We start from the raw sequence: 21,170 nt of genomic DNA on the forward strand, positions 1-21,170 counted from the left end.
CGACCCCTGACAAGCGAGTGTCCATGTCCAGCCTCATCCTGCCCGCCGTGCTCAGCGGCCTGACGATGGGGGCCGTCTATGCGCTTGTCGCGCTTGGGCTGACCCTGATCTACGGTGTCCTGCACATCATCAACTTCGCCCATGGCAGCCTGCTGATGCTGGCGCTTTATGCGGCCTATTTCCTGTTCGTCCACATGGGCGTGGATCCCTATCTGGCGATCCCGATCCTGCTGCCGGTGTTCTTCTGCCTGGGCTATGCCCTGCAACGCTGGCTGATCGCCCCCATGAGCGGCGGGTCGGAACAGAACGTCCTGCTGGTCACGCTGGCGCTTGCCCTGATCATCGACAACCTGGCGCTTTACTTCTGGACATCCAACACGCGCAGCGTTGACATCCCTTATGCCTACAACACCGTGGAATTCCTGGGTGCATACCTGCCGCTGGGCCGGGTGATCGCCTTCTTCGCGGCCATCGCAGCCGCGCCCCTGCTGTGGCTGTTCATGACCCGCACCCGGACCGGGTCCGCCATCCGCGCCGTCGCCATCGAGAAGCGCGGGGCCGAGATCGTGGGCATCGACGTGAACCACACCTATGCGATCTGCTTCGGCATCGGCACGGCCTGCGTGGCGCTTGCCGCCTGCCTGCTGCTGCCGACCTTCTATGTCACGCCGCAGGTGGGTTACTCCTTCGTCCTCGTGGCCTTTACCACGGTCGTCCTGGGCGGCATGGGCAGCCTGCCCGGCGCGCTGATCGCGGGGCTGCTGCTGGGGGTGATCGAGTCGCTCTGCGGGCTGTTCCTGGGCGAAAGCCTGGGCCAGATCGGCATCTTTATGGCCTTCATCCTGATCCTGCTGTTCAAGCCGTCGGGTCTTCTGGGCAGGAGGGCCGCGTGATGAAACCGCAATCCATGGGACAGGCGGTCCTAATCGCACTGGCGCTGATCTATCTGGCCAGCCTCTACTTCATGTCCTCGCCCGTCTGGATGGGCTTCACCATCAACGCGCTGATCGTCGCCGTCGTGGCGCTTGCCTGGAACATCACCGGCGGCTTCGGGGGCATGGCGTCCTTCGGCCATGCCGCGATGTATGGGACCGGAGCCTATGCCTCGGCCATCCTGCAGGTCCAGTATGGCGTGAACGCCTGGATCGCCTTCGCGGCCGGGATCCTGGCGGGTGCGGCCATGGGCGCCTTCATCGGTGCGCTTGCCTTCCGCTATGGCCTCAAGGGATCCTACTTCGCGCTTGTCACGCTGGCCTTTGCCGAGGTGCTGCGGATCTGCGCCTCGTCCTTTGCCATCACCGGCGGCGGCAGCGGCTTGCAACTGCGGCTTGATCCGGGGCTGTCCACGTTGCAGTTCAATGACCGGACCGTCGTCTATACGATCCTGCTGGTGATCATGGCCCTGGTCATGGCCCTGACCGCCTGGCTGAAATATTCGCGCTTCGGCGCCTATCTGATCGCCGTGCGCGAAAACGAGGACGCGGCCCGCGCGCTTGGTATCGACACCTATCGCATCAAGGTCAAGGCCATGGCGATTTCGGGCGCCTTCGCGGGTCTGGCCGGGGTGCTGTATCTTCAGGTCTGGCTATTCATCGACAGCGCCGTCGTCTATGGCAGCGCGGTGTCGATCGAGGCGCTGATCGGCCCGATCATCGGCGGCGCGGGTACCGTCTGGGGGCCGCTGATCGGCACCCTGGGCCTGCACCTGCTGGGCGAAGGCGCGAAACACCTGCTGCACAACGCGCCGGGCCTGAACTTCGTGCTGTACGCGGTGGTCCTGATCTGCGCGCTGCGTTTCCTGCCCCAGGGCCTGATGGGGCTTGCCGCCCGCATCGGCACCTTCCGCAAGAAGGAGGGCGACAATGCTTGAGGTCCGCAACCTGTCCAAAAGCTTCGGCGGCCTGAAGGCGGTCGACAACGCATCCTTGGACGTGCCCGAAGGCGGCATCGTCGGCCTGCTGGGTCCGAACGGCGCGGGCAAGACCACCTGCTTCACCATGATCGCGGGCTTTACCAAGCCGAACGACGGCACACTGCGCTTCATGGGCCAGGACATCACCGGCCTGCCCCCGCACCGCATCTGCGCCATGGGGATGATCCGCACCTTCCAGATCGTGCAGCCCTTCGCGGGTCTGACGGTGCAGGAAAACATCGCGGTCGGCGCCTATCTGCACCACCACAACCGGGCCGAGGCGATGGGAGTGGCCCGCCAGGTCGGCAAGCGGCTGGGCATGGGCGCGCTGCTGGACCGTCCGGCATCATCCCTGACCATCGCGGGGCGCAAGCGGCTGGAACTGGCCCGCGCCCTTGCCACCGGCGCGAAGCTTCTGCTGCTGGACGAGGTGATGGCCGGGCTGATCCCGTCCGAGGTGTCGGAAATCGTCGGCATCATCCGCCAGATCCGCGACGAGGGGCACACCTTCCTGATGATCGAACATGTCATGCAGGCGGTGATGAGCCTAGCCGAAACCGCCTATGTGCTGAACCACGGCAAGATGATCGCGCATGGCACGCCGCAGGACCTGGTCCGGGATCCCGGCGTGGTCGAAGCCTATCTGGGCCACGGTGCCGCCGCGCGCCTGCAGGAGGGACAGCATGCTTGAGATTTCCGGCATCCGCGCGGGCTATGGCTCCATGGCCGTGCTGCACGGCATCGACCTGCGCGTCGACGCGGGCGAGATCGTGGCCCTGCTGGGCTCGAACGGGGTGGGCAAGACCACGCTGAACAACGTCATCTCGGGCTTCATCCGGCCCACGGCAGGCGAGGTGCGGTTCGAGGGAACGCGCATCACCGGCATGAAGCCGCGCGACATCGTGGCCCTTGGCATCGCGCAGGTCCCCGAAGGCCGCAAGATCTTCCCCAACCTGTCGGTCGCGGAAAACCTGGAACTGGGCGCGTTCCGACGCGCCACCGCCAACCGCAAGCAGAACTTCGACCGCATCTGCACGATCTTCCCGCGCCTGCGCGAACGGCTGGACCAGCTTGCGGGCACGCTGTCGGGGGGCGAACAGCAGATGCTGGCGATCGGGCGCGGCATGATGTCCGAACCCAAGCTGCTGATCCTGGACGAACCCTCGCTGGGCCTGTCCCCCCTGATGGTCGAGGAGATGTTCGGCCTGATCGGGCGCATCAACGCCGATGGCTGCGCGGTGCTGCTGGTGGAACAGAACGTGATGCAGTCGCTGAACGTCGCAAGCCGGGCCTATGTGATCGAACAAGGCCATCTGGTGATGCAGGGGGACGCGGCCGGGATGCTGGCCGATCCGCAGCTGCGCCAGGCCTATCTGGGTCTTTGACGGCCCGCCCGCCGGGCGCGCGTCGTCCGGCGGCACAACAGACGCAAACGGAGAAACGAAAATGTCGCTGACACGCACGCGCCGCCTGCGCCAGGCCCTGGCAGGCGAACGGGCCGTCATGGCCCCCGGGGTCGTTGACGCCATGTATGCCCGCCTTGTCGCCGAGGCCGGGTTCGAGGCCATGTACATGACCGGCGCCGGAACATCGGCCACGCGGCTGGGCTATCCCGACGTGGGGCTGCTGACCATGACCGAGATGGTGGACAACGCCACCCGCATCGCCGACGCATCCGACCTGCCGCTGATCGCGGACGCCGACAACGGCTTCGGCGGGCCGCTGAACGTGCGCCGGGCGATCCAGCTTTACGAACGCGGCGGGGTCGCGGCCGTCCACCTTGAGGATCAGGTGCTGCCCAAGCGCTGCGGCCATTTGTCCGGCAAGCAGCTGATCAGCGCGGAAGACATGGTCGCCAAGGTCAAGGCCGCCGTGGATGCGCGCGTGGATCCCGACTTCGTGGTCATCGCCCGCACCGACGCCCTGGCGCTGCACGGCCGCAACGCCGCCTTCGACCGGGCCGAGATGTATCGCGAGGCAGGCGCCGACGTGATCTTCATCGAAAGCCCCCTGCCCGACGACCTGCCCCATGTCGCACCACGTTTCCCCGGCATCCCGCTGCTCTACAACATGGCGACCTCGGGCAAGACGCCATTCCTGACGCGCACGGAAATCGAGGCGCTCGGCTTCAAGCTGATCATCTATCCCAACTGGCTGCTGCTCTCGGCCTGCGAGGCGGCGCGCAAGACGCTCGAGGTGCTGAAGCGCGAGGAAACCATCGCCTCGGTCGCGCCCAATGTGATGAGCTTCAAGCAGTTCTTCGACACCGCCCGCATGGCCGAGGTGCAGGAACTGGAAGCCCGCTATGGCACGCCGGAAAACAGCCGCACCGAATACTGACCTGCCCAGGACAAGGGGACCGACATGGCTGTTCTTTCCGCCGATGGCGTGGATTTTGACTTCGAGATGCCGGTCGTGGTGATCGGCGCGGGCGCCTGCGGCCTTGTCGCGGCGCTTGCCGCCCATGACGCGGGGCAAGAGGTGATGATCCTCGAACGCGACGACAACCCGCAAGGCTCGACCTCGCTGTCGGCGGGCCTGATCCCGGCGGCGGGCACGCGGTTGCAGCACGAGGCCGGGATCGACGACGACCCCGACCTGTTCGCCGCCGACATCGTGGCCAAGACTCACGGCCATACGCCGCAGCACATGGCGTTGCTGGCCGCCCGAACCTCGGGTCCGATGATCGACTGGCTGATGGACAGCCACGCCGTCAGCTTCCGGCTGGTGACGGGCTTCCTTTATCCCGGCCATTCTCGGATGCGGATGCACGGGCCGGACAGCCGCACCGGGGCCGATCTGGAACAGGCGCTGCTGTCGGCGGTCTCGCGGGCGGGCATCGACCTGCTGACCGGTGCCTCGGTCGAGGATCTGTTCGTCGATGCCGAGGGCCGCGTCACCGGCGTGCGCTTCCGCCGTCCTGATGGCGCCGTGGAGACCTTGGGCTGCAAGGCGCTGATCCTGGCCTGCTGCGGCTTCGCGGGCGACGCGGACATGGTGCGCCGTCACATCCCGGAAATCGCCGACGCCGAATGCTGCGGGCATCTGTCAAACACCGGCGACGCGGTGAAATGGGGCGCGGAACTGGGCGCGCAACTGGCTGACATGGGCGCGTATCAGGGCCACGGATCGGTCGCGCATCCCCATGGGCTGCCGCTGACCTGGGCGGTCGTCACGCAGGGCGGCATCCTGGTCGACACCGAAGGCCGACGGTTTTCCAACGAGATGCGCGGCTATTCCGAACACGGGGCCGAGGTCGCGGCACAGCCCGGCCATGTCGCCTGGGACATCTTCGATGCCCGCTGCGAGGAAGCTGCGCTGGATTTCCATGACTATCGCGAGATCCGCAAGCTGGGCGCGGTGAAGTCCGCCGATACGGTCGAGGAACTGGCCGCCGCGACAGGCCTGCCCCTGGACGCGCTGCAAGCTGAACTGGATGCCATCGCCGCCGCCGCAGCCAGCGGCATACCCGACCGCCTGGGCCGCAGCTTCGCGCCCGACCAGGTGCTGGCCCCGCCCTTCCGCGCGGTCAAAGTGAATGGCGCGCTGTTCCACACCCAGGGCGGGCTGGTCATCGACCATGACGCACGGGTGCTGCGGACCGATGGCACGCCGCTGCCGAACCTGATGGCGGGGGGCGGGGCCGCGCGCGGCCTGTCCGGCGATTCCAACTATGGCTATCTGTCCGGCAACGGCCTGCTGTCGGCCACCGCCTTCGGGCGCCTGGCCGGCATCACCGCCGCGCGCATCGCAGCCGAGGCATGACGAGGATGGAGGAAAAGATGAAGAAGGTCCTGGTGATCGTCCCCTTCCCGATGAACGACGAGGATCTTGCCCTGCGGCAGGCGCAGATGGACGCGGTGGACCTGGGTCCGGGGATCAGGTTCGACTATCGCCCCGTGCGCGTCGGACCCAGGAACTACTCCAGCCAGCACGATATGGCGCTTGCCGATTTCTCAATACTCGACGCGGGGCTGGATGCCCAGATCGAAGGCTATGACGCAGTCTGCATCGACACCATGTCCGACAGTGGCATGGCGATGCTGCGGTCGGTGCTGGACATCCCGGTCATCGCGCCGGGGCGGCAGTCCATGCTGGTCGCGCAGATGCTGGGCGAAAAATTATCGATCCTGATGATGTGGGATCGCTGGAAGATGCTTTACACCAAGACGCTGGGCGAGTTGGGGATGGAGCATAAATGCGCCTCCATGCGGTCGATCGGCGTCACGCCCGACAACAAGGCGCTGCTGTCGGGCAAGGAAGATCAGGTCTCTCCCCTGCTGCTGGATGCCGCCCGGCGCTGCATCGACGATGACGGCGCGCAGGTGCTGATCCTGGGATCGACCACCATGCATCAGGCGCATGACTGGTTGGCAAGCCGCCTGGACGTGCCGGTCATCAATCCCGGCCCGCTGACCTACAAGCTGGCCTCGGTCGCGCTTGATCTTGGGCTGACCCATTCCAAGGCCACCTGGCCCGCGCCGCTTTCCCCCAAGCACGACATGATCCGCGCCATCGGCGCCGCCGGGGCCGCCTTCCTGGAGGACCGCCCGTGACCCGCATCCTTGTCATCGTCCCCTTCGCGTTGGATGCCGAGGGCATCCGCAACCGAGAGGCGCAGTCGGCCTATGTTACCTTTCCCGCCGACTGGCAGCTGACCTATCGCCCGGTCACCTGCGGGCCGATGTCCTTCATGTCGCCCCATGACTGGGGCTTGATGGATATGGCGATCTTCGAGGCGGGCTGCACGGCCCAGGACGAAGGCTTCGACGCGGTCTGCATCGACACCATGTCGGACAGCGGCATGGTCATGCTGCGGTCGGTCCTCGACATTCCGGTGATCGGCGCGGGCAAGGCGTCCATGCTCTATGCGCTGACGCTGGGCGGGCGGTTTTCCATTCTCGCGCAATGGGAACCGGCCCTGCCCCGCTATCGCAAGGCGATCCGCGAATATGGCTTCGACCGGCAATGCGCATCCGTCCGCAGCTTCGACCAGCCGCCCGATTTCGCGAACCTGCTGGGCGGGAAAGAGGATCAGGTCTTTCCCCGGATGCGCGATGTCGCCCTGCGCTGCATCAACGAGGACGGGGCCGAGGTGATCTGCCTGGGGTCCACCACCATGCATCAGGCGGGCGAATACCTGGCCGCGAACCTGCCCGTGCCGGTCGTGAACCCCGGTCCCCTGACCTACAAGCTGGTCGAGACCTTCCTGGCGCTTGGCCTGACCCATGGCCGTGCCGCCTATCCCGCGCCGGTCGAGCCGCGTCTGGACATGCTGCGGACGATGATGAAGGCGGGGGCGGAGGCAGAAGCGCAGGCGAAGGGTTGAGGCGGTGGAGGCGGCGCGGATTCTGTCGCTCGCAGCCGCCAGCAGCGACTTCGGCGCCCTGACTGCAGGGGATCAGGCCCTCTGGCGCGACTTCGTCCTCGATACTCCGGCGGTCATGGCCGCAGGGACGGCGCATCCCTCGGTCAGCGCCGCACGGGGTGCGATGGCGGTTTCAGGATGCGCCGGCGCGGCCTCGGTCATTGGTCATGCACAGGGTGCTGCTGCGGGAACGGCTGCCCTTGCCAACGGCATGGCGATGACGGTGCTGCAGCTTCAGGACGGTCACCGCCGCGCCCGGGGCCACCCGATGAGCCATGTCCTGCCCGCGGCCCTGGCCCTTGCCGGGGAAACGGGCGCGGCGACCGCTTGGCCGCGTGCTGCGCCAAGGCTTCGCGCCTCAGCCCGGCTGAGAGCCATCCAGCAGGAAATCCCGGCCCTGTTCGCGTTTCAGCGAGACGCGGTATTCATAACGATCGGCGCAATACAGGATCTCGGCCGCATAGAAAGGCACCGTAAGCTCGTTGAAGAAGAAGCGGTTGACGCGCATCAGCGGCGCGCCGATCGGTACCTGCAAAAGCTCGGCCGCGTATTCGTCGGCCAGTGTCGCGGTCAGCACCTGTTCCACCTGCTCGACCACCGCGCCCTCGCGCTGCACCAGGTCGATCATGTTGGTCGTGGCCAGATCCTGCCGTGTCAGCCCGGCCCCCACATCGGGCAGAAGGAAGGCCATCGACAGCGAATAGGGCCGCTTGTCCAGGTCGCGCACCCGGACCGACCGGACCAGTTCCGTGGTGGGGGCGATCCCCATCTGCGCGCAGATCCGGGGCGGCGCCTCGCCCCGGTCCAGGCTGACGACCCTTAGCCGCGTGCTTTGGCCCACGGTGTTGAGATAGCTGAACAGCCCGTTGATGTTCGACACCACCGCCCGGTTCAGGGCCGATTTCTGCGCCCGGTCGGTGACAAAGGTGCCGCGCCCGCGCATCCGGGTGATCAGCCCTTCGGCCGACAGCATCTCCATCGCCTTGCGGACGGTGATGCGGCTGACGCCGAAGCTGCCGGACAATTCCGCCTCGCTGGGAATAGGGACGTTGTCCGGGTAATAGCCGTTCACGATCCGCTCTCGCATGACGGCATAGACCCGATGATAAAGGGGCGTCGGAGAATTGGCTTTGGTCATGTCGGCCCCGCCTTTCCCGGCTCCAACGACCGCAAGGCCCGCTGGACCGCGATCAGCCCCGTGTCGCGTTCTGCCTCCAGCGTGGCGATGTCGCGGCCCGCGGCTTCGGACGCGATGCCCTCAACCAGCTTGGCGCAGGTGGCGGCGTCTAGCCGGGGCTGCCCCAGATCCTGCCAACGCCGTTCCTGGCTGGGACCAAGATGGGACAAGTATTGCGCCATCCCCCCTGCCCCGCCCCCCAGGTGATAGGCCATGTGCGCCCCCACCACCGACCACCGCAGGCCGGGGCCATGGACAAGCGCCGCGTCGATCTGGTCCACGTCGGCGATGCCTTCGGCGACCATGTTCACCGCCTCTCGCCACAGGGCCGAGGACAGGCGGTTGGCGATATGGCCCACGGCCCCTCGCCGCAGGAAGACCGGGCGGCGGCCCAGGCTGCGATAGAAGGCGGCGGCCGCCTGGATGCGGTCGGGATCGGGGCCAAACAGTTCGACCAGGGGCATCAGGTGGGGCGGATTGAAGGGATGGGCGGTGATCAGCCGCGATGGGTCGGCCATGTCGGCGGAAAGCTCGGACCAGACCAGCGACGACGTGCTGGAGGCGATGGTGATGCCCGCCGGGGCCGCGGCCTCGATCGCGGCATAGATCGCCCGCTTTAGGGGAACCTTCTCGGGCACGTTCTCCTGAATCCAAGCCGCGCCCTGGACCGCTTCCTCAAGGCTGGCAGCAAGATGCAATCGCCCCGGCGCCGGAAGGTTGGGCATCAGTTCCGCGACTTGGGCGATCGGCCGCGCAACTGCCCTAGGGATTGCATGGCGTGACGTTTCCTCATGCTCGAACAGGGCGACGTCGTGTCCCCAGGCGAGAAACAGCGCCGTCCAACTGATCCCGATCAGCCCGCCGCCGATCACCGCGATTGGGTCACCCTTCCGCACCAATCCTGCCGTTTCCATCAAACACCCCCTGTTTGGCATAGCTTCATGCCAATCCGAGGCAAATTTCAATGATTCAAAATCATACTTTTATGATAATCAAACACTGTCATAAAGCCAGTGACCAACTGGATTCGGGCAGCGGGGGAGCATCAAGGCGGCCGGCCGATTTGCCATCGCCATGCACCTCGGCTGCTGGCCCACCGAACGGGAACACCTGATGATCGTCCTCGTTGACTGCGGTGACGCTGTCCAAATCTTTGGCGACGCGGTGCCAAACGTCTTTTGCGCTATCTGGGATAAGGCCAGGACGCGGTGTCAGGCCAGGACGATCACCTTAGCCAGGGATCACCTGATCTCCCACGGCTTTTCGGAAAGCGTTTGACGCGGCGCCGCAACAGGATCCTGATTATAGTCGTTAACGGTGATTGTGGTCCGTCGGCCAGATGCCCACCAGCAACCTTAGATGCGGCCGATGGCAAAAATTGGTTTAAGGAACCTTCAGTAGCTGTTCTCCGGCGTGTTGCCTCACATAACTTTGCTACCGCTTGCCTCGTTGCAAGTTAGAAGGGGGATATCGCGCAAGATCGTCACAATCCTGATCTGCGCCGGAAGGCTTACACTGCCATCGCAGCCAAGATGGCGCGCACCGTTCACGCCGTGATCAAATCCGGCGAACCCTTCGAAGCGACGAACTCAGACGGAAAGACCTTTCTCTCAAAGGGCCGAGGAGGCGCATGAGGCGACCTCGTAGGATGTTCGGGTCTTCCGCTTGGGATTTAGGATCTTGTCTTCAGGACGGTGAGGGCGGCAACCTGGTCGGCCCTTTACTCGGTTCATGGAAGAGTCCGCTTCTTGACGGCGAAGCCCGCTTTGCCAATCATCCTCGGGGTATCCGTTCGCCCAGATGCCCTGCGATCTGACGCTTCTAACGGCAGATCCTTCCCGACATAGGACGCTGTCCAGGGCCGGCATTGCAAGCCGGTGGGGACGCGCTCAAGCGCTTCAACAACCAGGGTGCCTTCCAGGACAATGATGGGTGTGGCCTCTGTCCATCCGCTGGCAATATCGGTCAGAGCAGACTATGAACGCAGCTGCCGCAGTTGACCTCCCCGCAATGCGCCACAAGGTCCATTTCCATGCCGCCAGGAGGCGCATGACATGGGTCATCTTCGTCTTCATGACGCCCTCCCTCATGGCGAGGGCATCATGCCGGGAACGCCGCTTCGCGGGGAACATCTTAGATGAGACAGCAAAGCCGCTCAATAACAATCTGCGTGAGGCAATGCGACACGAGCTACTGGCGCCGAGGTCTTCTCTTCACTAAGAAGGCTCAGATCCTCATCGAGCGACGGCGCCGTCACTGCGACACTATCAGGCCGCACAGATCTTGCGATATCTCCCGCCCGCACCTGAATTTGTCACCCCGGTAAGCCAGCGACCGACAATCCATTAACAATCAACCTGGACCACTCGATGGAGGCAGTCCATTTCGTGATCCCCGGCTGCGCCGTCATCTGCCTCAACCAGATCAGAAGGTTTTTATCAGGTGTTCTTTACTATGTCGAAAAGATTGATGACAGGCCGTCCGCAAACTACCGCGCTGTCCTTGCACATCAGGCGCTTTGCAGTTTTTCAATTTTCTAGCTCCAGCGATAATAGACTTTGCAAATTTTCTCGATTCTGCTTCCCCGTCCTGCCCTGCCTGACTAGGCTGCGGCGGAAAGATCGGGGGGAGCTGCGATGAAGGACATTCTTCAGGAACTGGAAGACCGCCGGACGCAGGCCCGGCTGGGCGGTGGCCAGCGCCGGATCGACGCGCAGCACGCCCGCGGCAAGCTGACCGCGCGCGAACGCACCGAACTGCTGCTGGACGAAGGCAGCTTCGAGGAATTCGACATGTTCGTCACCCACCGGTCCACCGATTTCGGAATGGAGGCCGACCGCCCCTATGGCGACGGCGTGGTGACCGGCTGGGGCACGATCAACGGCCGGATGGTCTATGTCTTCAGCCAGGACTTCACCGTCTTCGGCGGGTCGCTGTCCGAAACCCATGCCCAGAAGATTTGCAAGATCATGGACATGGCGATGCAGAACGGCGCCCCCGTGATCGGGCTGAACGATTCGGGCGGCGCCCGCATCCAGGAGGGCGTGGCCAGCCTGGCAGGCTATGCCGACGTGTTCCAGCGCAACATCATGGCCTCGGGCGTGGTGCCGCAGATCAGTGTGATCATGGGGCCATGCGCAGGGGGCGCGGTTTACAGCCCGGCCATGACGGACTTCATCTTCATGGTGAAGGACACGTCCTATATGTTCGTGACCGGTCCCGATGTGGTGAAAACCGTCACGAACGAGGTGGTGACGGCGGAACAGCTGGGCGGCGCTTCCACCCATACGAAAAAATCTTCGGTCGCTGACGGCGCCTTCGAGGACGATGTCGAGGCGCTGTCGGAAATTCGCCGCCTGTTCGACTTCCTGCCCCTGAACAACCGCGACAAGGCCCCCGTGCGCCCCTTCTTCGATGATCCCGCCCGGATCGAGGAAAGCCTGGACACACTGATCCCCGACAACCCGAACCAGCCCTACGACATGAAGGAACTGATCGTGAAGGTCGCCGACGAGGGTGATTTTTACGAGATCCAGAAGGACTTCGCGGGCAACATCATCACCGGATTTGTCCGCATCGAAGGACGCACGGTTGGCGTGGTCGCCAACCAGCCGATGGTCCTGGCAGGGTGCCTGGACATCGACAGCAGCCGCAAGGCCGCACGCTTCGTGCGCTTCTGCGACGCCTTCGAGATCCCGATCCTGACGTTCGTGGACGTGCCGGGGTTTCTGCCCGGAACGGGCCAGGAATACGGCGGCGTCATCAAGCACGGCGCGAAACTGCTGTTCGCCTATGGCGAGGCGACGGTGCCGAAGGTGACGGTCATCACCCGCAAGGCTTACGGCGGGGCTTATGACGTGATGGCGTCCAAGCACCTGCGGGGCGACTTCAACTATGCCTGGCCCACGGCAGAGATCGCGGTGATGGGCGCCAAGGGCGCGGTCGAGATCCTGTATCGCAGCGAACTGGGCGACACGGACAAGATCGCGGCGCGGACCAGGGATTACGAGGGGCGCTTTGCCAATCCCTTCGTCGCCGCGGAAAAGGGCTTCATCGACGAGGTGATCCAGCCCCATTCGACCCGCAAGCGCATTGCCCGGGCCTTTGCCAGCCTGCGGACCAAGCAGCTGTCGAATCCGTGGAAGAAGCACGACAACATTCCTTTGTAAGATGCTAACGGTGTTGCACAAACGCGTGAATGATGCAGGCCAGCCACAGGGCGCGGGGCATTTGCCCCCTGTCGCCCGCCCCGCCTGTCTGCGCATGGCTGCCGCCGCTATCATCCCCGCCGGGGCGGTGCATCAAGACATCCCCCTGAACCCGAGCAGACGGGCGCAGGCGCGCCCGCTTTACAGGAGCGTGACACTATGTCGAAGAAAATCATCCTCAGCTTGGTGCTGGTCTCGGCCTTTGCTGCCTGCCAGCGTCCGGCAGCCGAACCCGATGTCTATGTGCCCGCCCCGAACCCGGTCACGACCGAACCGGTTTACCAGGGCAAGTACGGCGCCAACTGATCCCGACCGACTGATCTTGCGCGGGCGGTCCGGCTGCCCGCGCCTTTCCGGCCCGGTCCAGCACGATCCCCGCCCCCAATGCGCATTGTGGGAACCATCATGCTGAAGCACCGAGGCTTTCCGGGACGCCTTCCCGGAACCGACTTCCAGTTCGTCATCCGCCGCGAAAATCGCAAAAAGGGCGCGACGCCCATCACCCGGCGCGAACGGTTTCGTGACCGCAAGCCCGCCGACCGCCGCGCCGACGCGGGCTTTCTGTCCGCATTGATCAACCATTTCGGCGAGGAACCATTCGTTCGCGGCAACCTAGACGCAGGCCGCCTTGGCTGGCTGATCGGACGAGAGGTCGTGCCGGTCGGCATTTTCGATCCTGCCGACTATGACCAGCTTTTCCAGATCGACATGGCAGCGGCCGAGGCGTCCTTTCCCGAACTGTTCGCCGCGGACAGCGCGCCCGATTTCGGATGGGACGAAGACGACGACCCGGACGACGAATGATGCGCAATTTGCTGCCTAGGGCGTTGATCTCACAGCCATGTCAGTTTGACCTGCCCCCGGGCTATGCGATAGTCCTTCGGCACCTATCACCGGCCGTTCGAGCGGCCCACCATACAGGCAAATTTTCATGCAGACTTCGCTGTTCACCCGCGTCGCAGCCGGCGCATTCGTTCTTCTGGGCCTGGCTGCCTGCGACCAAGGCTATGGCACAACGACCGGGCTGTCGCCCGATGCGCAGCGTGCGGCCGGCGGCGCGGTCGCTGGCGCCGTCATCGCCAAGGCATTGGACGAGGATCTGGCCACGGGCGCTGCAATCGGTGCCGTCGGCGGCGCGCTGTGCGATGACGCCGGCGTCTGCCAGCGTCGCTACTGATCACGCAGGCTTTTCAGAACCGAACTGGCTGGATCGACGTTCCGATCCAGCCTTTCAAACGACAGGAAGACCAGAATGTCCAAATTCCTTGCCATTGCCGCGCTTGTCGGCACCACGGCCATCGCGGGCTGCACCCAAGGCATCAACCCGACCGACACCGACCGTGCCCTTATCGGTGCGGGCGTCGGCGCGACCATCGCCAGCGTCAGCGGTGAAAACGTCGTCAAAGGCGCGGCCATCGGCGGCGCTGCCGGCGCGCTGTGCAACGACGTGCGGCTGTGCCAGTAACCACCTGATCGCAGCGCGCCCGTCGCGCCGCATCACCTTTATCGCCGCCCGAGGCCATGCGCCCTTGGGCGGCTTTTTCATGCCTGGCCGGGGGGGCCCATGTTCAAGAAAATCCTGATCGCCAACCGGGGCGAGATTGCTTGCCGCGTCATCAAGACCGCCCGCAAGATGGGCATCGCGACGGTCGCCGTGTATTCCGACGCCGACCGCAACGCGCTGCACGTCAAGATGGCAGACGAGGCTGTTCATATCGGCCCGCCCCCCGCCAACCAGTCCTATATCGTGATCGACAAGATCATGGAGGCGATCCGCCAAACCGGCGCCGAGGCCGTTCATCCCGGATACGGCTTCTTGTCCGAGAACATGAAGTTCGCCGAGGCATTGGAATGCGAGGGCGTGGTCTTCATAGGCCCCCCGTCCCCTGCCATCGAGGCGATGGGCGACAAGATCACCTCGAAGAAGCTGGCGCAGGAAGCGGGTGTTTCCACCGTCCCAGGCTATATGGGCCTGATCGCGGATGCCGAGGAAGCGGTGCGGATCAGTGACCAGGTGGGCTATCCGGTGATGATCAAGGCTTCTGCTGGCGGCGGGGGCAAGGGGATGCGCATCGCCTGGAACCAGCAAGAGGCGCGCGAAGGGTTCGAAAGTTCGCGCAACGAAGCCGCCAGCAGTTTCGGCGACGACCGCATCTTCATCGAGAAATTCGTGACGCAGCCGCGTCACATCGAGATCCAGGTGCTGGCCGACAAGCATGGCAACGCGGTCTATCTGCACGAACGCGAATGCTCGATCCAGCGGCGCAACCAGAAGGTCATCGAGGAAGCGCCCTCGCCCTTCCTTGACGAGGCCACCCGCAAGGCCATGGGTGAACAGGCGGTCGCGCTTGCCAAGGCCGTGGGCTACACCAGTGCAGGCACGGTGGAATTCATCGTGGACGGGCAGAAGAACTTCTATTTCCTGGAAATGAACACCCGGCTGCAGGTGGAACATCCCGTCACCGAACTGATCACCGGCATCGACCTGGTGGAACAGATGATCCGGGTGGCGGCGGGCGAGCCGCTGCCCTTTGCGCAATCCGACCTGACCATCAACGGCTGGGCCATGGAAAGTCGCCTTTATGCCGAGGATCCGTATCGCAACTTCCTGCCCTCGATCGGGCGGCTGACCCGTTACCGCCCGCCGGCCGAGGTCGCGGACGAAACCCATGTGGTCAGGAACGACACCGGCGTCTTCGAAGGCGGCGAGATCAGCATGTTCTATGACCCGATGATCGCGAAGCTTTGCACCTGGGCGCCCTCGCGCACGAAGGCCATCGAGGCGATGCGCGTGGCCCTTGACGAGTTCGAAGTCGAGGGGATCGGCCACAACCTACCCTTCCTGTCCGCCGTGATGGACCATCCGAAATTCGTTGCAGGCGACATCACCACGGCCTTCATCGCCGAGGAATATCCCGAGGGCTTCGGGGGGGCATCCCTGCCCGACGACGAACTGGCCCGTGTGGCCGCTGCGGCATCGGCCATGCACCGGGTGGCCGAAATCCGGCGCGCGCGGATCAGCGGGCGGTTGGACAACCACGAACGGCGCGTGGGCGAGAACTGGGTGGTCTTTATCAATGGCCAGGAAATCCCCGTCCGCATTCGCGCCGACCGCGACGGCGCCACCGTTGCAGTGAACGGCCGCGACCTGCGCGTGGAAAGCGACTGGAAGCCCGGCCAGACCCTGGCCCGGCTTGTGGTGGATGGCCGTCCCCTGGTCATGAAGGCGGACAAGATCCCGGCCGGTTTCCGCCTTCGCACGCGCGGCGCCGACCTGAAGGTCCAGGTCCGCCGTCCCCGCACTGCCGAACTGGCGCGCCTGATGCCCGTAAAGCTGCCGCCCGACACGTCGAAATTCCTGCTCTGCCCGATGCCGGGGCTGGTGGTCAAGATCGCCGTGGCGCCGGGGGACGAGGTTCAGGAAGGCCAGGCCCTTGCCACGGTCGAGGCCATGAAGATGGAGAACATCCTGCGCGCCGAACGCCGGGGCATGGTCAGGTCGGTCAATGCCGAGCCGGGCCAAAGCCTGCGCGTCGATGATGTGATCATGGAGTTTGAATGATCCTGCCCGCCCGGCCTGTGCCGGGCCGGCAAGGACTTCCGCAAGGACACGCCTGAATGCCGCCGCTTGACACCTACCTCAGCCCCCAGGCGCAACAGGCGGTCATCGCCGGGGTGTTCCTGGCTGCGGGCTGGTGGGTGGTCGCCCTGCAAAACCGAAGACGCGACGCCAATCTGCGGGCGGAACGCGTGCGCGACGTGCAGCGGGCGATATTCGCCGAAATCCGCGCCTATCTGGCGGTGCTGCGGCGCGATAACGTCGGCGAATATGGCGCCGCGATCAGGACGCGCATCCTGACCGAAGCGGATTTCTTTCCGGTCATTCCGACCGAACACAACGATGCCCTGTTCAGGGCGATCATTGGAGACATCCACGTCCTGCCGCGCGACACGGTCGATCCTGTGGTGCTGTATTACAGCCAGCTCAACGCCATTTCGGCGATGATCAGCGACCTGCGGGAACTGGATGTCGCGAAAATCGGCGCCGAGCGGGCGGCCGGGATGTATCACGACTATATTTCGATGAAAATCGAGGCTCTCGAACTGGGCGAAAAGGCCCTAGAGGCGATCCGCGCAAACCTGGACGGTCGGGGCGCTGCGTATCGAAGAAAGATCAGTAACCAGGCTTCGGGCCGGTACGGCCAGTAATTGGGGGGGGGTTGTAGGATGTCGTGCTCATGTCGAACCTCCTTGTCCTGTCAGCGGAATATAGGTGACGGAATTCGGAATTTCAATCCTTACGGCAACAACCCCGCCCGGCCGATTTCCTGGCGGCGCAAGGGCAGCTTGTCGATGGCGCGGCTGATTTCGCGCACGTCCCAGGGCAGCGGGCGGCGCTGTTTCACCTGCCCGTCCTTGTCGATGATGACCAGCGAAAAGCCGCGCGGATGCAGTTGCTGGCGCCACGCACTGTTTGCCCCCGGATCGCTGTCGGTGATGATCACCACGTCGCGTTCGACCAGGGCCGTGTCGCCTGCCTCCAGCACGCGCATCTGTTCGCGGAATGCCGGATCGTTCGGGGTGTCGGCAAAGACCACGACGGGGCGGGCCTGCCACAGGAAATCCGCAGGTTCCGCATCGGACGCGGCCAGGATGCGCAGTTCGGGACGCGCAGGTTCCGGCTGGGGGGTGGCGACCTCCTCGGGACTGGTGGGTTGCGCCTCGAGACGGGGCGGAGGCGCTTCCCGCGCCGGACCCATGGCTGCAACCAGCATTGCGAAGATCAACAATTTCAACTTCATCGGCACCCCTTCCCTTTCTGAATATAGGGCAGCCCGCGCCGTGCGAAAGGATCGACCATGACGAAACCCACACTGGACGACTGGCAAAGGCTGGCGGCAAAGGAAATGCGCGGCAGCGACCCCGACAGCCTGACTTGGAACACGCTGGAAGGAATCCCGGTCAAGCCGCTGTATACCGAGGCCGATCTGGACGGCCTGGACCACTTGGGCAGCCTGCCGGGCATCGCGCCCTTTACCCGCGGCCCGCGCGCCACGATGTATGCAGGTCGCCCCTGGACCATCCGCCAATATGCGGGCTTTTCCACGGCCGAGGAATCGAACAACTTTTATCGCAAGGCGCTTGCCGCCGGTCAGCAGGGCGTGTCGGTGGCCTTCGACCTGGCGACCCACCGGGGCTATGACAGCGACCATCCGCGCGTGGTGGGCGATGTGGGCAAGGCGGGCGTCGCCATCGATTCGGTCGAGGACATGAAGATCCTGTTCGACGGCATTCCGCTGGACCGCGTTTCGGTGTCGATGACCATGAACGGCGCCGTGATCCCGATCCTGGCGAACTTCATCGTCACCGGAGAGGAACAGGGCCATTCCCGCGCCGTGCTGTCGGGCACCATCCAGAACGACATCCTCAAGGAGTTCATGGTCCGCAACACCTATATCTATCCGCCCGAGCCTTCGATGCGGATCATCGCGGACATCATCGAATACACGTCGAATGAAATGCCCAAGTTCAACTCGATCTCGATTTCCGGCTATCATATGCAGGAAGCGGGCGCGAACCTGGTGCAGGAACTGGCCTATACGCTGGCCGACGGGCGCGAATATGTCCGCGCGGCGCTGAAGGCCGGCATGGACGTGGACCAGTTCGCGGGGCGGCTGTCCTTCTTCTTTGCGATCGGCATGAACTTCTTCATGGAAATCGCCAAGCTGCGGGCCGCACGGCTGCTGTGGCATCGGATCATGACGGAATTCGCACCCAAGAAGGAAGGCAGCCTGATGCTGCGGACGCATTGCCAGACCTCGGGCGTGTCCCTGCAGGAACAGGATCCCTATAACAACGTGATCCGCACCGCCTATGAGGCGATGAGCGCGGCGCTTGGCGGCACCCAGTCGCTGCACACCAACGCCCTGGACGAAGCCATCGCCCTGCCGACCGAATTTTCGGCGCGGATTGCGCGGAACACCCAGCTGATCCTGCAAGAGGAAACAGGTATCACCCATGTCGTCGATCCGCTGGCGGGGTCGTACTACATCGAAAGCCTGACCGCCGAACTGGCCGAGAAAGCCTGGGCCTTGATCGAGGAGGTCGAGGAGCTGGGCGGCATGACCAAGGCCGTCGCCACCGGAATGCCCAAGCTGCGGATCGAGGAAACCGCCGCCCGCCGCCAGGCCCAGATCGACCGGGGCGAGGACGTGATCGTCGGCGTCAACAAGTACCGCAAGGACAAGGAAGACCCGATCGACATTCTGGACATCGACAACATGGCGGTGCGCGACAATCAGATCGCACGCCTGAACCGGATCCGCCAGACGCGCGACGAGGCTGCCTGCCAGGCGGCCCTTGACGAAATCACCCGCCGCACCCGCGAGGGCGGCAACCTGCTGGAGGCCGCCGTCGGCGCCGCCCGCGCCCGTGCAACCGTTGGGGAAATCAGCATGGCGATGGAAAAGGAATGGGGCCGCCACCGGGCCGAGGTGAAGACCCTGGCCGGGGTCTATGGCGCGGCCTACGAGGGCGACGAGGGGTTCGCGCAAATCCAGCGCGACGTGGAAACCTTTGCCGAGGAAGAAGGCCGCCGCCCCCGGATGCTGGTGGTCAAGATGGGCCAGGACGGCCATGACCGGGGCGCCAAGGTCATTGCCACGGCCTTCGCCGATATCGGCTTTGACGTGGATGTGGGACCGCTGTTCCAGACGCCCGAGGAAGCCGCCCAGGATGCGGTTGACAACGACGTGCACGTGGTCGGCATCAGTTCCCAGGCAGCTGGCCACAAGACCCTGGCGCCGAAGCTGATCGAGGCGCTGAAAGCCCAGGGGGCGGGGGACATCCTGGTGATCTGCGGCGGCGTGATCCCGCAGCAGGATTACGATTACCTGCGGCAGGCGGGCGTCAAGGCGATCTTCGGGCCAGGAACCAACATCCCTTCGGCCGCCGCCGACATCCTGAGGCTGATCCGCGAGAACCGCGCGGCCTGAATTGCGTCCCGCGATGGCAGGGGGGCTGTCTGCCCCCCTGCACCCCCCCGAGGATATTTGGACCAAGGCAAAGGACATTGCCTTGGCCTTCCGGCTGTGAAACCTTGCCGGGAAACAGCGAGGCAGGCCATGGACGCGCCAGAAATCAAGCAGATCATCTGCATCAAGTGGGGCACGAAGTTCGGGCCGGAATACGTGAACCGACTGTACGGGATGATCGCGCGCAACATCACCCCGCCGTTCCGGCTGTTCTGCTTTACCGATGATGGCACAGGCTTGCATTCCGAGATCGCGATCAGGCCGCTGCCGGTCTTCGAATACGAGGCGCCCGTCAACACACGCGGCAAATGGCCGAAATCGCGCCTTTGGGGCGATCTGGGCGATGTGACGGGGGTGGTGCTGTTCCTGGATCTGGACGTGATCATCACCGGCAATCTGGATCCGTTCTTTACCTTCGGCGATCCCGACGACACGATCCTGGGGCGCAATCCCAATACGCCGCTGGAACGGCTGGGCCAGACTTCGGTCTATCGGATGCGGGTCGGAAATCTGGCGCCGCTGCAGGATATCTTTCGTGCCGACCCCCAGTCTGCGGCGGACAAGTACCGGTACGAACAGCGTTTCGTCACCCGCAACGCACCAGGCGGCGTCAAGTTCTGGCCGCGTGGATGGCTGGCGCATTTCAGGATGCATTCGGTTCCGGTCTTTCCGCTGAATTACCTGCGCGAACCCAAGATCCCAAAGAACAGCCGCATCGTGATCTTTGCGGGGCACCTGAACCCGCCGGACGCCATCGCCGGCCGCTGGGCGGAGGGTGATATCCACCGCAGCCCGGGGGAACATCTGCGCCGGACATTTTCGGGCAATCGCAAGGAAAGCCTGTCCAAGCACCTGCGTCATTACCTGCTGCCCGCAACCTGGGTCAGGGACTTGTGGCGGGAATAGCATGGCCCTGCCCCGCGCGCCCGACCGGCTTTCGGACGACATGGCGGCGGCCATCGGCCACGCGGTATCGGCCTTCGGCTTTCTGGAAGAGGCGCTGAAACGCGCGATCTTTTCCCTGACGCGCCAGCAACTGGGCCAAGACGTGACCGAAGCCGCCCTGCAAGCCTGGCTGCACCGGATCGAGGAGATCGCCGACGACACCCTTGGCACCCTGATCGACAGCTTTGTGGCGGCGATGAAGCAGGCGCGCATCGAAGGCCGCGAAACCCTTTCCGACGATCTGCGGCAGCTTCGGTTGATGCGCAACCTGCTGTGCCACGCGTCCTGGCGGCCGGGAAAAGAACCGGGCCAGTGGCTTCCGACATTCATCAACACCCGGGGCGAACGTTTCCCCGACGAGATGGACCCGGCCGCAGTCCATGCCATTCACGCCGACACATTGCGGGCCGCACGGCGGGTGGTGTCCATCATGCGCGGAACGGGCATCGACGGGGAATGGGCGGGCCATGACCCTGGCGCCTGACTCGCGCGTTGCATGACAGCGCGGCCCGCGCTAACAGCAGGC

21 protein-coding genes and 2 pseudogenes are annotated in these 21,170 nt (G+C 64.5%); 20 read left to right on the forward strand and 3 right to left on the reverse strand.

Features of this window, described 5'->3' with window-relative positions; genetic code table 11:
- Nucleotides 1-23: 23 nt before the first annotated feature.
- The 9 genes and pseudogenes from LZ585_RS09480 to LZ585_RS14955 form a co-directional block, all read left to right on the forward strand.
- Complete coding sequence (locus LZ585_RS09480) at nt 24-893, forward strand: branched-chain amino acid ABC transporter permease (protein ID WP_234853335.1); 870 nt, start codon at nt 24-26, stop codon at nt 891-893.
- On the forward strand, nt 893-1,870 hold the full coding sequence (locus LZ585_RS09485) for a branched-chain amino acid ABC transporter permease (RefSeq protein ID WP_234853336.1): 978 nt from the start codon (nt 893-895) through the stop codon (nt 1,868-1,870). The genes LZ585_RS09480 and LZ585_RS09485 overlap by 1 nt, the downstream gene beginning before the upstream one ends.
- Entirely contained in the window at nt 1,863-2,603 is a 741-nt protein-coding gene (locus tag LZ585_RS09490) for an ABC transporter ATP-binding protein (protein WP_234853337.1), read from the forward strand. The genes LZ585_RS09485 and LZ585_RS09490 overlap by 8 nt, the downstream gene beginning before the upstream one ends.
- Nucleotides 2,596-3,297 carry an ABC transporter ATP-binding protein gene (locus LZ585_RS09495; protein WP_234853338.1) on the forward strand — a complete coding sequence of 234 codons (702 nt, stop codon included), beginning with the start codon at nt 2,596-2,598 and terminating at the stop codon, nt 3,295-3,297. Before LZ585_RS09490 ends, LZ585_RS09495 begins: the two co-directional genes overlap by 8 nt.
- 61 nt (nt 3,298-3,358) lie before the next feature.
- On the forward strand, nt 3,359-4,252 hold the full coding sequence (locus LZ585_RS09500) for an isocitrate lyase/PEP mutase family protein (RefSeq protein WP_234853339.1): 894 nt from the start codon (nt 3,359-3,361) through the stop codon (nt 4,250-4,252).
- Nucleotides 4,253-4,276: 24 nt separating this feature from the next.
- A complete protein-coding gene (locus tag LZ585_RS09505; protein WP_234853340.1) occupies nt 4,277-5,677 on the forward strand; it encodes an FAD-dependent oxidoreductase in 1,401 nt (466 codons plus the stop codon).
- 17 nt (nt 5,678-5,694) lie between these two features.
- Entirely contained in the window at nt 5,695-6,468 is a 774-nt protein-coding gene (locus LZ585_RS09510; RefSeq protein WP_234853341.1) for an aspartate/glutamate racemase family protein, read from the forward strand.
- Nucleotides 6,465-7,241, forward strand: a complete 777-nt coding sequence (locus LZ585_RS09515) for an aspartate/glutamate racemase family protein (RefSeq protein ID WP_234853342.1) — start codon at nt 6,465-6,467, stop codon at nt 7,239-7,241. The genes LZ585_RS09510 and LZ585_RS09515 overlap by 4 nt, the downstream gene beginning before the upstream one ends.
- Before the next feature lie 4 nt (nt 7,242-7,245).
- A pseudogene (locus LZ585_RS14955) lies at nt 7,246-7,590 on the forward strand (MmgE/PrpD family protein); the annotation flags it as partial.
- A 48-nt stretch (nt 7,591-7,638) separates the two neighbouring features.
- Here LZ585_RS14955 and LZ585_RS09520 read toward each other — a convergent pair.
- Together LZ585_RS09520 and LZ585_RS09525 are read right to left on the reverse strand one after the other, a co-directional pair.
- Nucleotides 7,639-8,418 carry a GntR family transcriptional regulator gene (locus tag LZ585_RS09520; RefSeq protein WP_234853343.1) on the reverse strand — a complete coding sequence of 260 codons (780 nt, stop codon included), beginning with the start codon at nt 8,416-8,418 and terminating at the stop codon, nt 7,639-7,641.
- Nucleotides 8,415-9,353, reverse strand: a complete 939-nt coding sequence (locus tag LZ585_RS09525) for a 3-hydroxyacyl-CoA dehydrogenase NAD-binding domain-containing protein (protein ID WP_234853344.1) — start codon at nt 9,351-9,353, stop codon at nt 8,415-8,417. The genes LZ585_RS09520 and LZ585_RS09525 overlap by 4 nt, the downstream gene beginning before the upstream one ends.
- A gap of 573 nt (nt 9,354-9,926) precedes the next feature.
- On the opposite strand from LZ585_RS09525, the pseudogene LZ585_RS09530 reads away from it, so the two are divergent.
- The 8 genes and pseudogenes from LZ585_RS09530 to LZ585_RS09565 all read left to right on the forward strand — a co-directional run.
- Nucleotides 9,927-10,091, forward strand: a pseudogene (locus tag LZ585_RS09530) (IS110 family transposase); the annotation flags it as partial.
- Between the two features lie 1,002 nt (nt 10,092-11,093).
- Entirely contained in the window at nt 11,094-12,626 is a 1,533-nt protein-coding gene (locus LZ585_RS09535) for an acyl-CoA carboxylase subunit beta (protein ID WP_234853345.1), read from the forward strand.
- A 198-nt stretch (nt 12,627-12,824) separates the two neighbouring features.
- A complete protein-coding gene (locus LZ585_RS09540) occupies nt 12,825-12,971 on the forward strand; it encodes a hypothetical protein (RefSeq protein WP_234853346.1) in 147 nt (48 codons plus the stop codon).
- Between the two features lie 99 nt (nt 12,972-13,070).
- Complete coding sequence (locus LZ585_RS09545) at nt 13,071-13,469, forward strand: hypothetical protein (RefSeq protein WP_234853347.1); 399 nt, start codon at nt 13,071-13,073, stop codon at nt 13,467-13,469.
- 127 nt (nt 13,470-13,596) lie between these two features.
- Nucleotides 13,597-13,842 (forward strand): hypothetical protein, encoded by a 246-nt coding sequence (locus tag LZ585_RS09550; RefSeq protein WP_234853348.1) that lies wholly within the window; start codon nt 13,597-13,599, stop codon nt 13,840-13,842.
- Nucleotides 13,843-13,917: 75 nt separating this feature from the next.
- Nucleotides 13,918-14,130 (forward strand): YMGG-like glycine zipper-containing protein, encoded by a 213-nt coding sequence (locus LZ585_RS09555; protein WP_234853349.1) that lies wholly within the window; start codon nt 13,918-13,920, stop codon nt 14,128-14,130.
- 99 nt (nt 14,131-14,229) lie between these two features.
- Nucleotides 14,230-16,227: an acetyl-CoA carboxylase biotin carboxylase subunit gene (locus LZ585_RS09560; RefSeq protein WP_234853350.1), complete on the forward strand. Its 1,998-nt coding sequence runs from the start codon at nt 14,230-14,232 to the stop codon at nt 16,225-16,227.
- Nucleotides 16,228-16,283: 56 nt separating this feature from the next.
- Nucleotides 16,284-16,874, forward strand: coding sequence for a hypothetical protein (locus LZ585_RS09565; protein WP_234853351.1), 591 nt, complete (start codon nt 16,284-16,286; stop codon nt 16,872-16,874).
- Nucleotides 16,875-16,963: 89 nt separating this feature from the next.
- On the opposite strand, the gene LZ585_RS09570 is transcribed toward LZ585_RS09565, so the two are convergent.
- Nucleotides 16,964-17,467, reverse strand: a complete 504-nt coding sequence (locus LZ585_RS09570) for a DUF4174 domain-containing protein (RefSeq protein ID WP_234853352.1) — start codon at nt 17,465-17,467, stop codon at nt 16,964-16,966.
- Between the two features lie 57 nt (nt 17,468-17,524).
- Between LZ585_RS09570 and scpA the strand changes: the two genes are divergently transcribed.
- The 3 genes from scpA (at nt 17,525) to LZ585_RS09585 (ending at nt 21,128) form a co-directional block, all read left to right on the forward strand.
- Entirely contained in the window at nt 17,525-19,660 is a 2,136-nt protein-coding gene (gene scpA, locus LZ585_RS09575; RefSeq protein ID WP_234853353.1) for a methylmalonyl-CoA mutase, read from the forward strand.
- Nucleotides 19,661-19,789: 129 nt separating this feature from the next.
- Nucleotides 19,790-20,605 carry a glycosyl transferase gene (locus tag LZ585_RS09580; RefSeq protein WP_234853354.1) on the forward strand — a complete coding sequence of 272 codons (816 nt, stop codon included), beginning with the start codon at nt 19,790-19,792 and terminating at the stop codon, nt 20,603-20,605.
- A gap of 1 nt (nt 20,606) precedes the next feature.
- Nucleotides 20,607-21,128 (forward strand): hypothetical protein, encoded by a 522-nt coding sequence (locus tag LZ585_RS09585; RefSeq protein WP_234853355.1) that lies wholly within the window; start codon nt 20,607-20,609, stop codon nt 21,126-21,128.
- Nucleotides 21,129-21,170: the final 42 nt, after the last annotated feature.

It is taken from the genome of Paracoccus everestensis, assembly GCF_021491915.1.
In the GTDB taxonomy this organism is placed as follows: domain Bacteria; phylum Pseudomonadota; class Alphaproteobacteria; order Rhodobacterales; family Rhodobacteraceae; genus Paracoccus; species Paracoccus everestensis.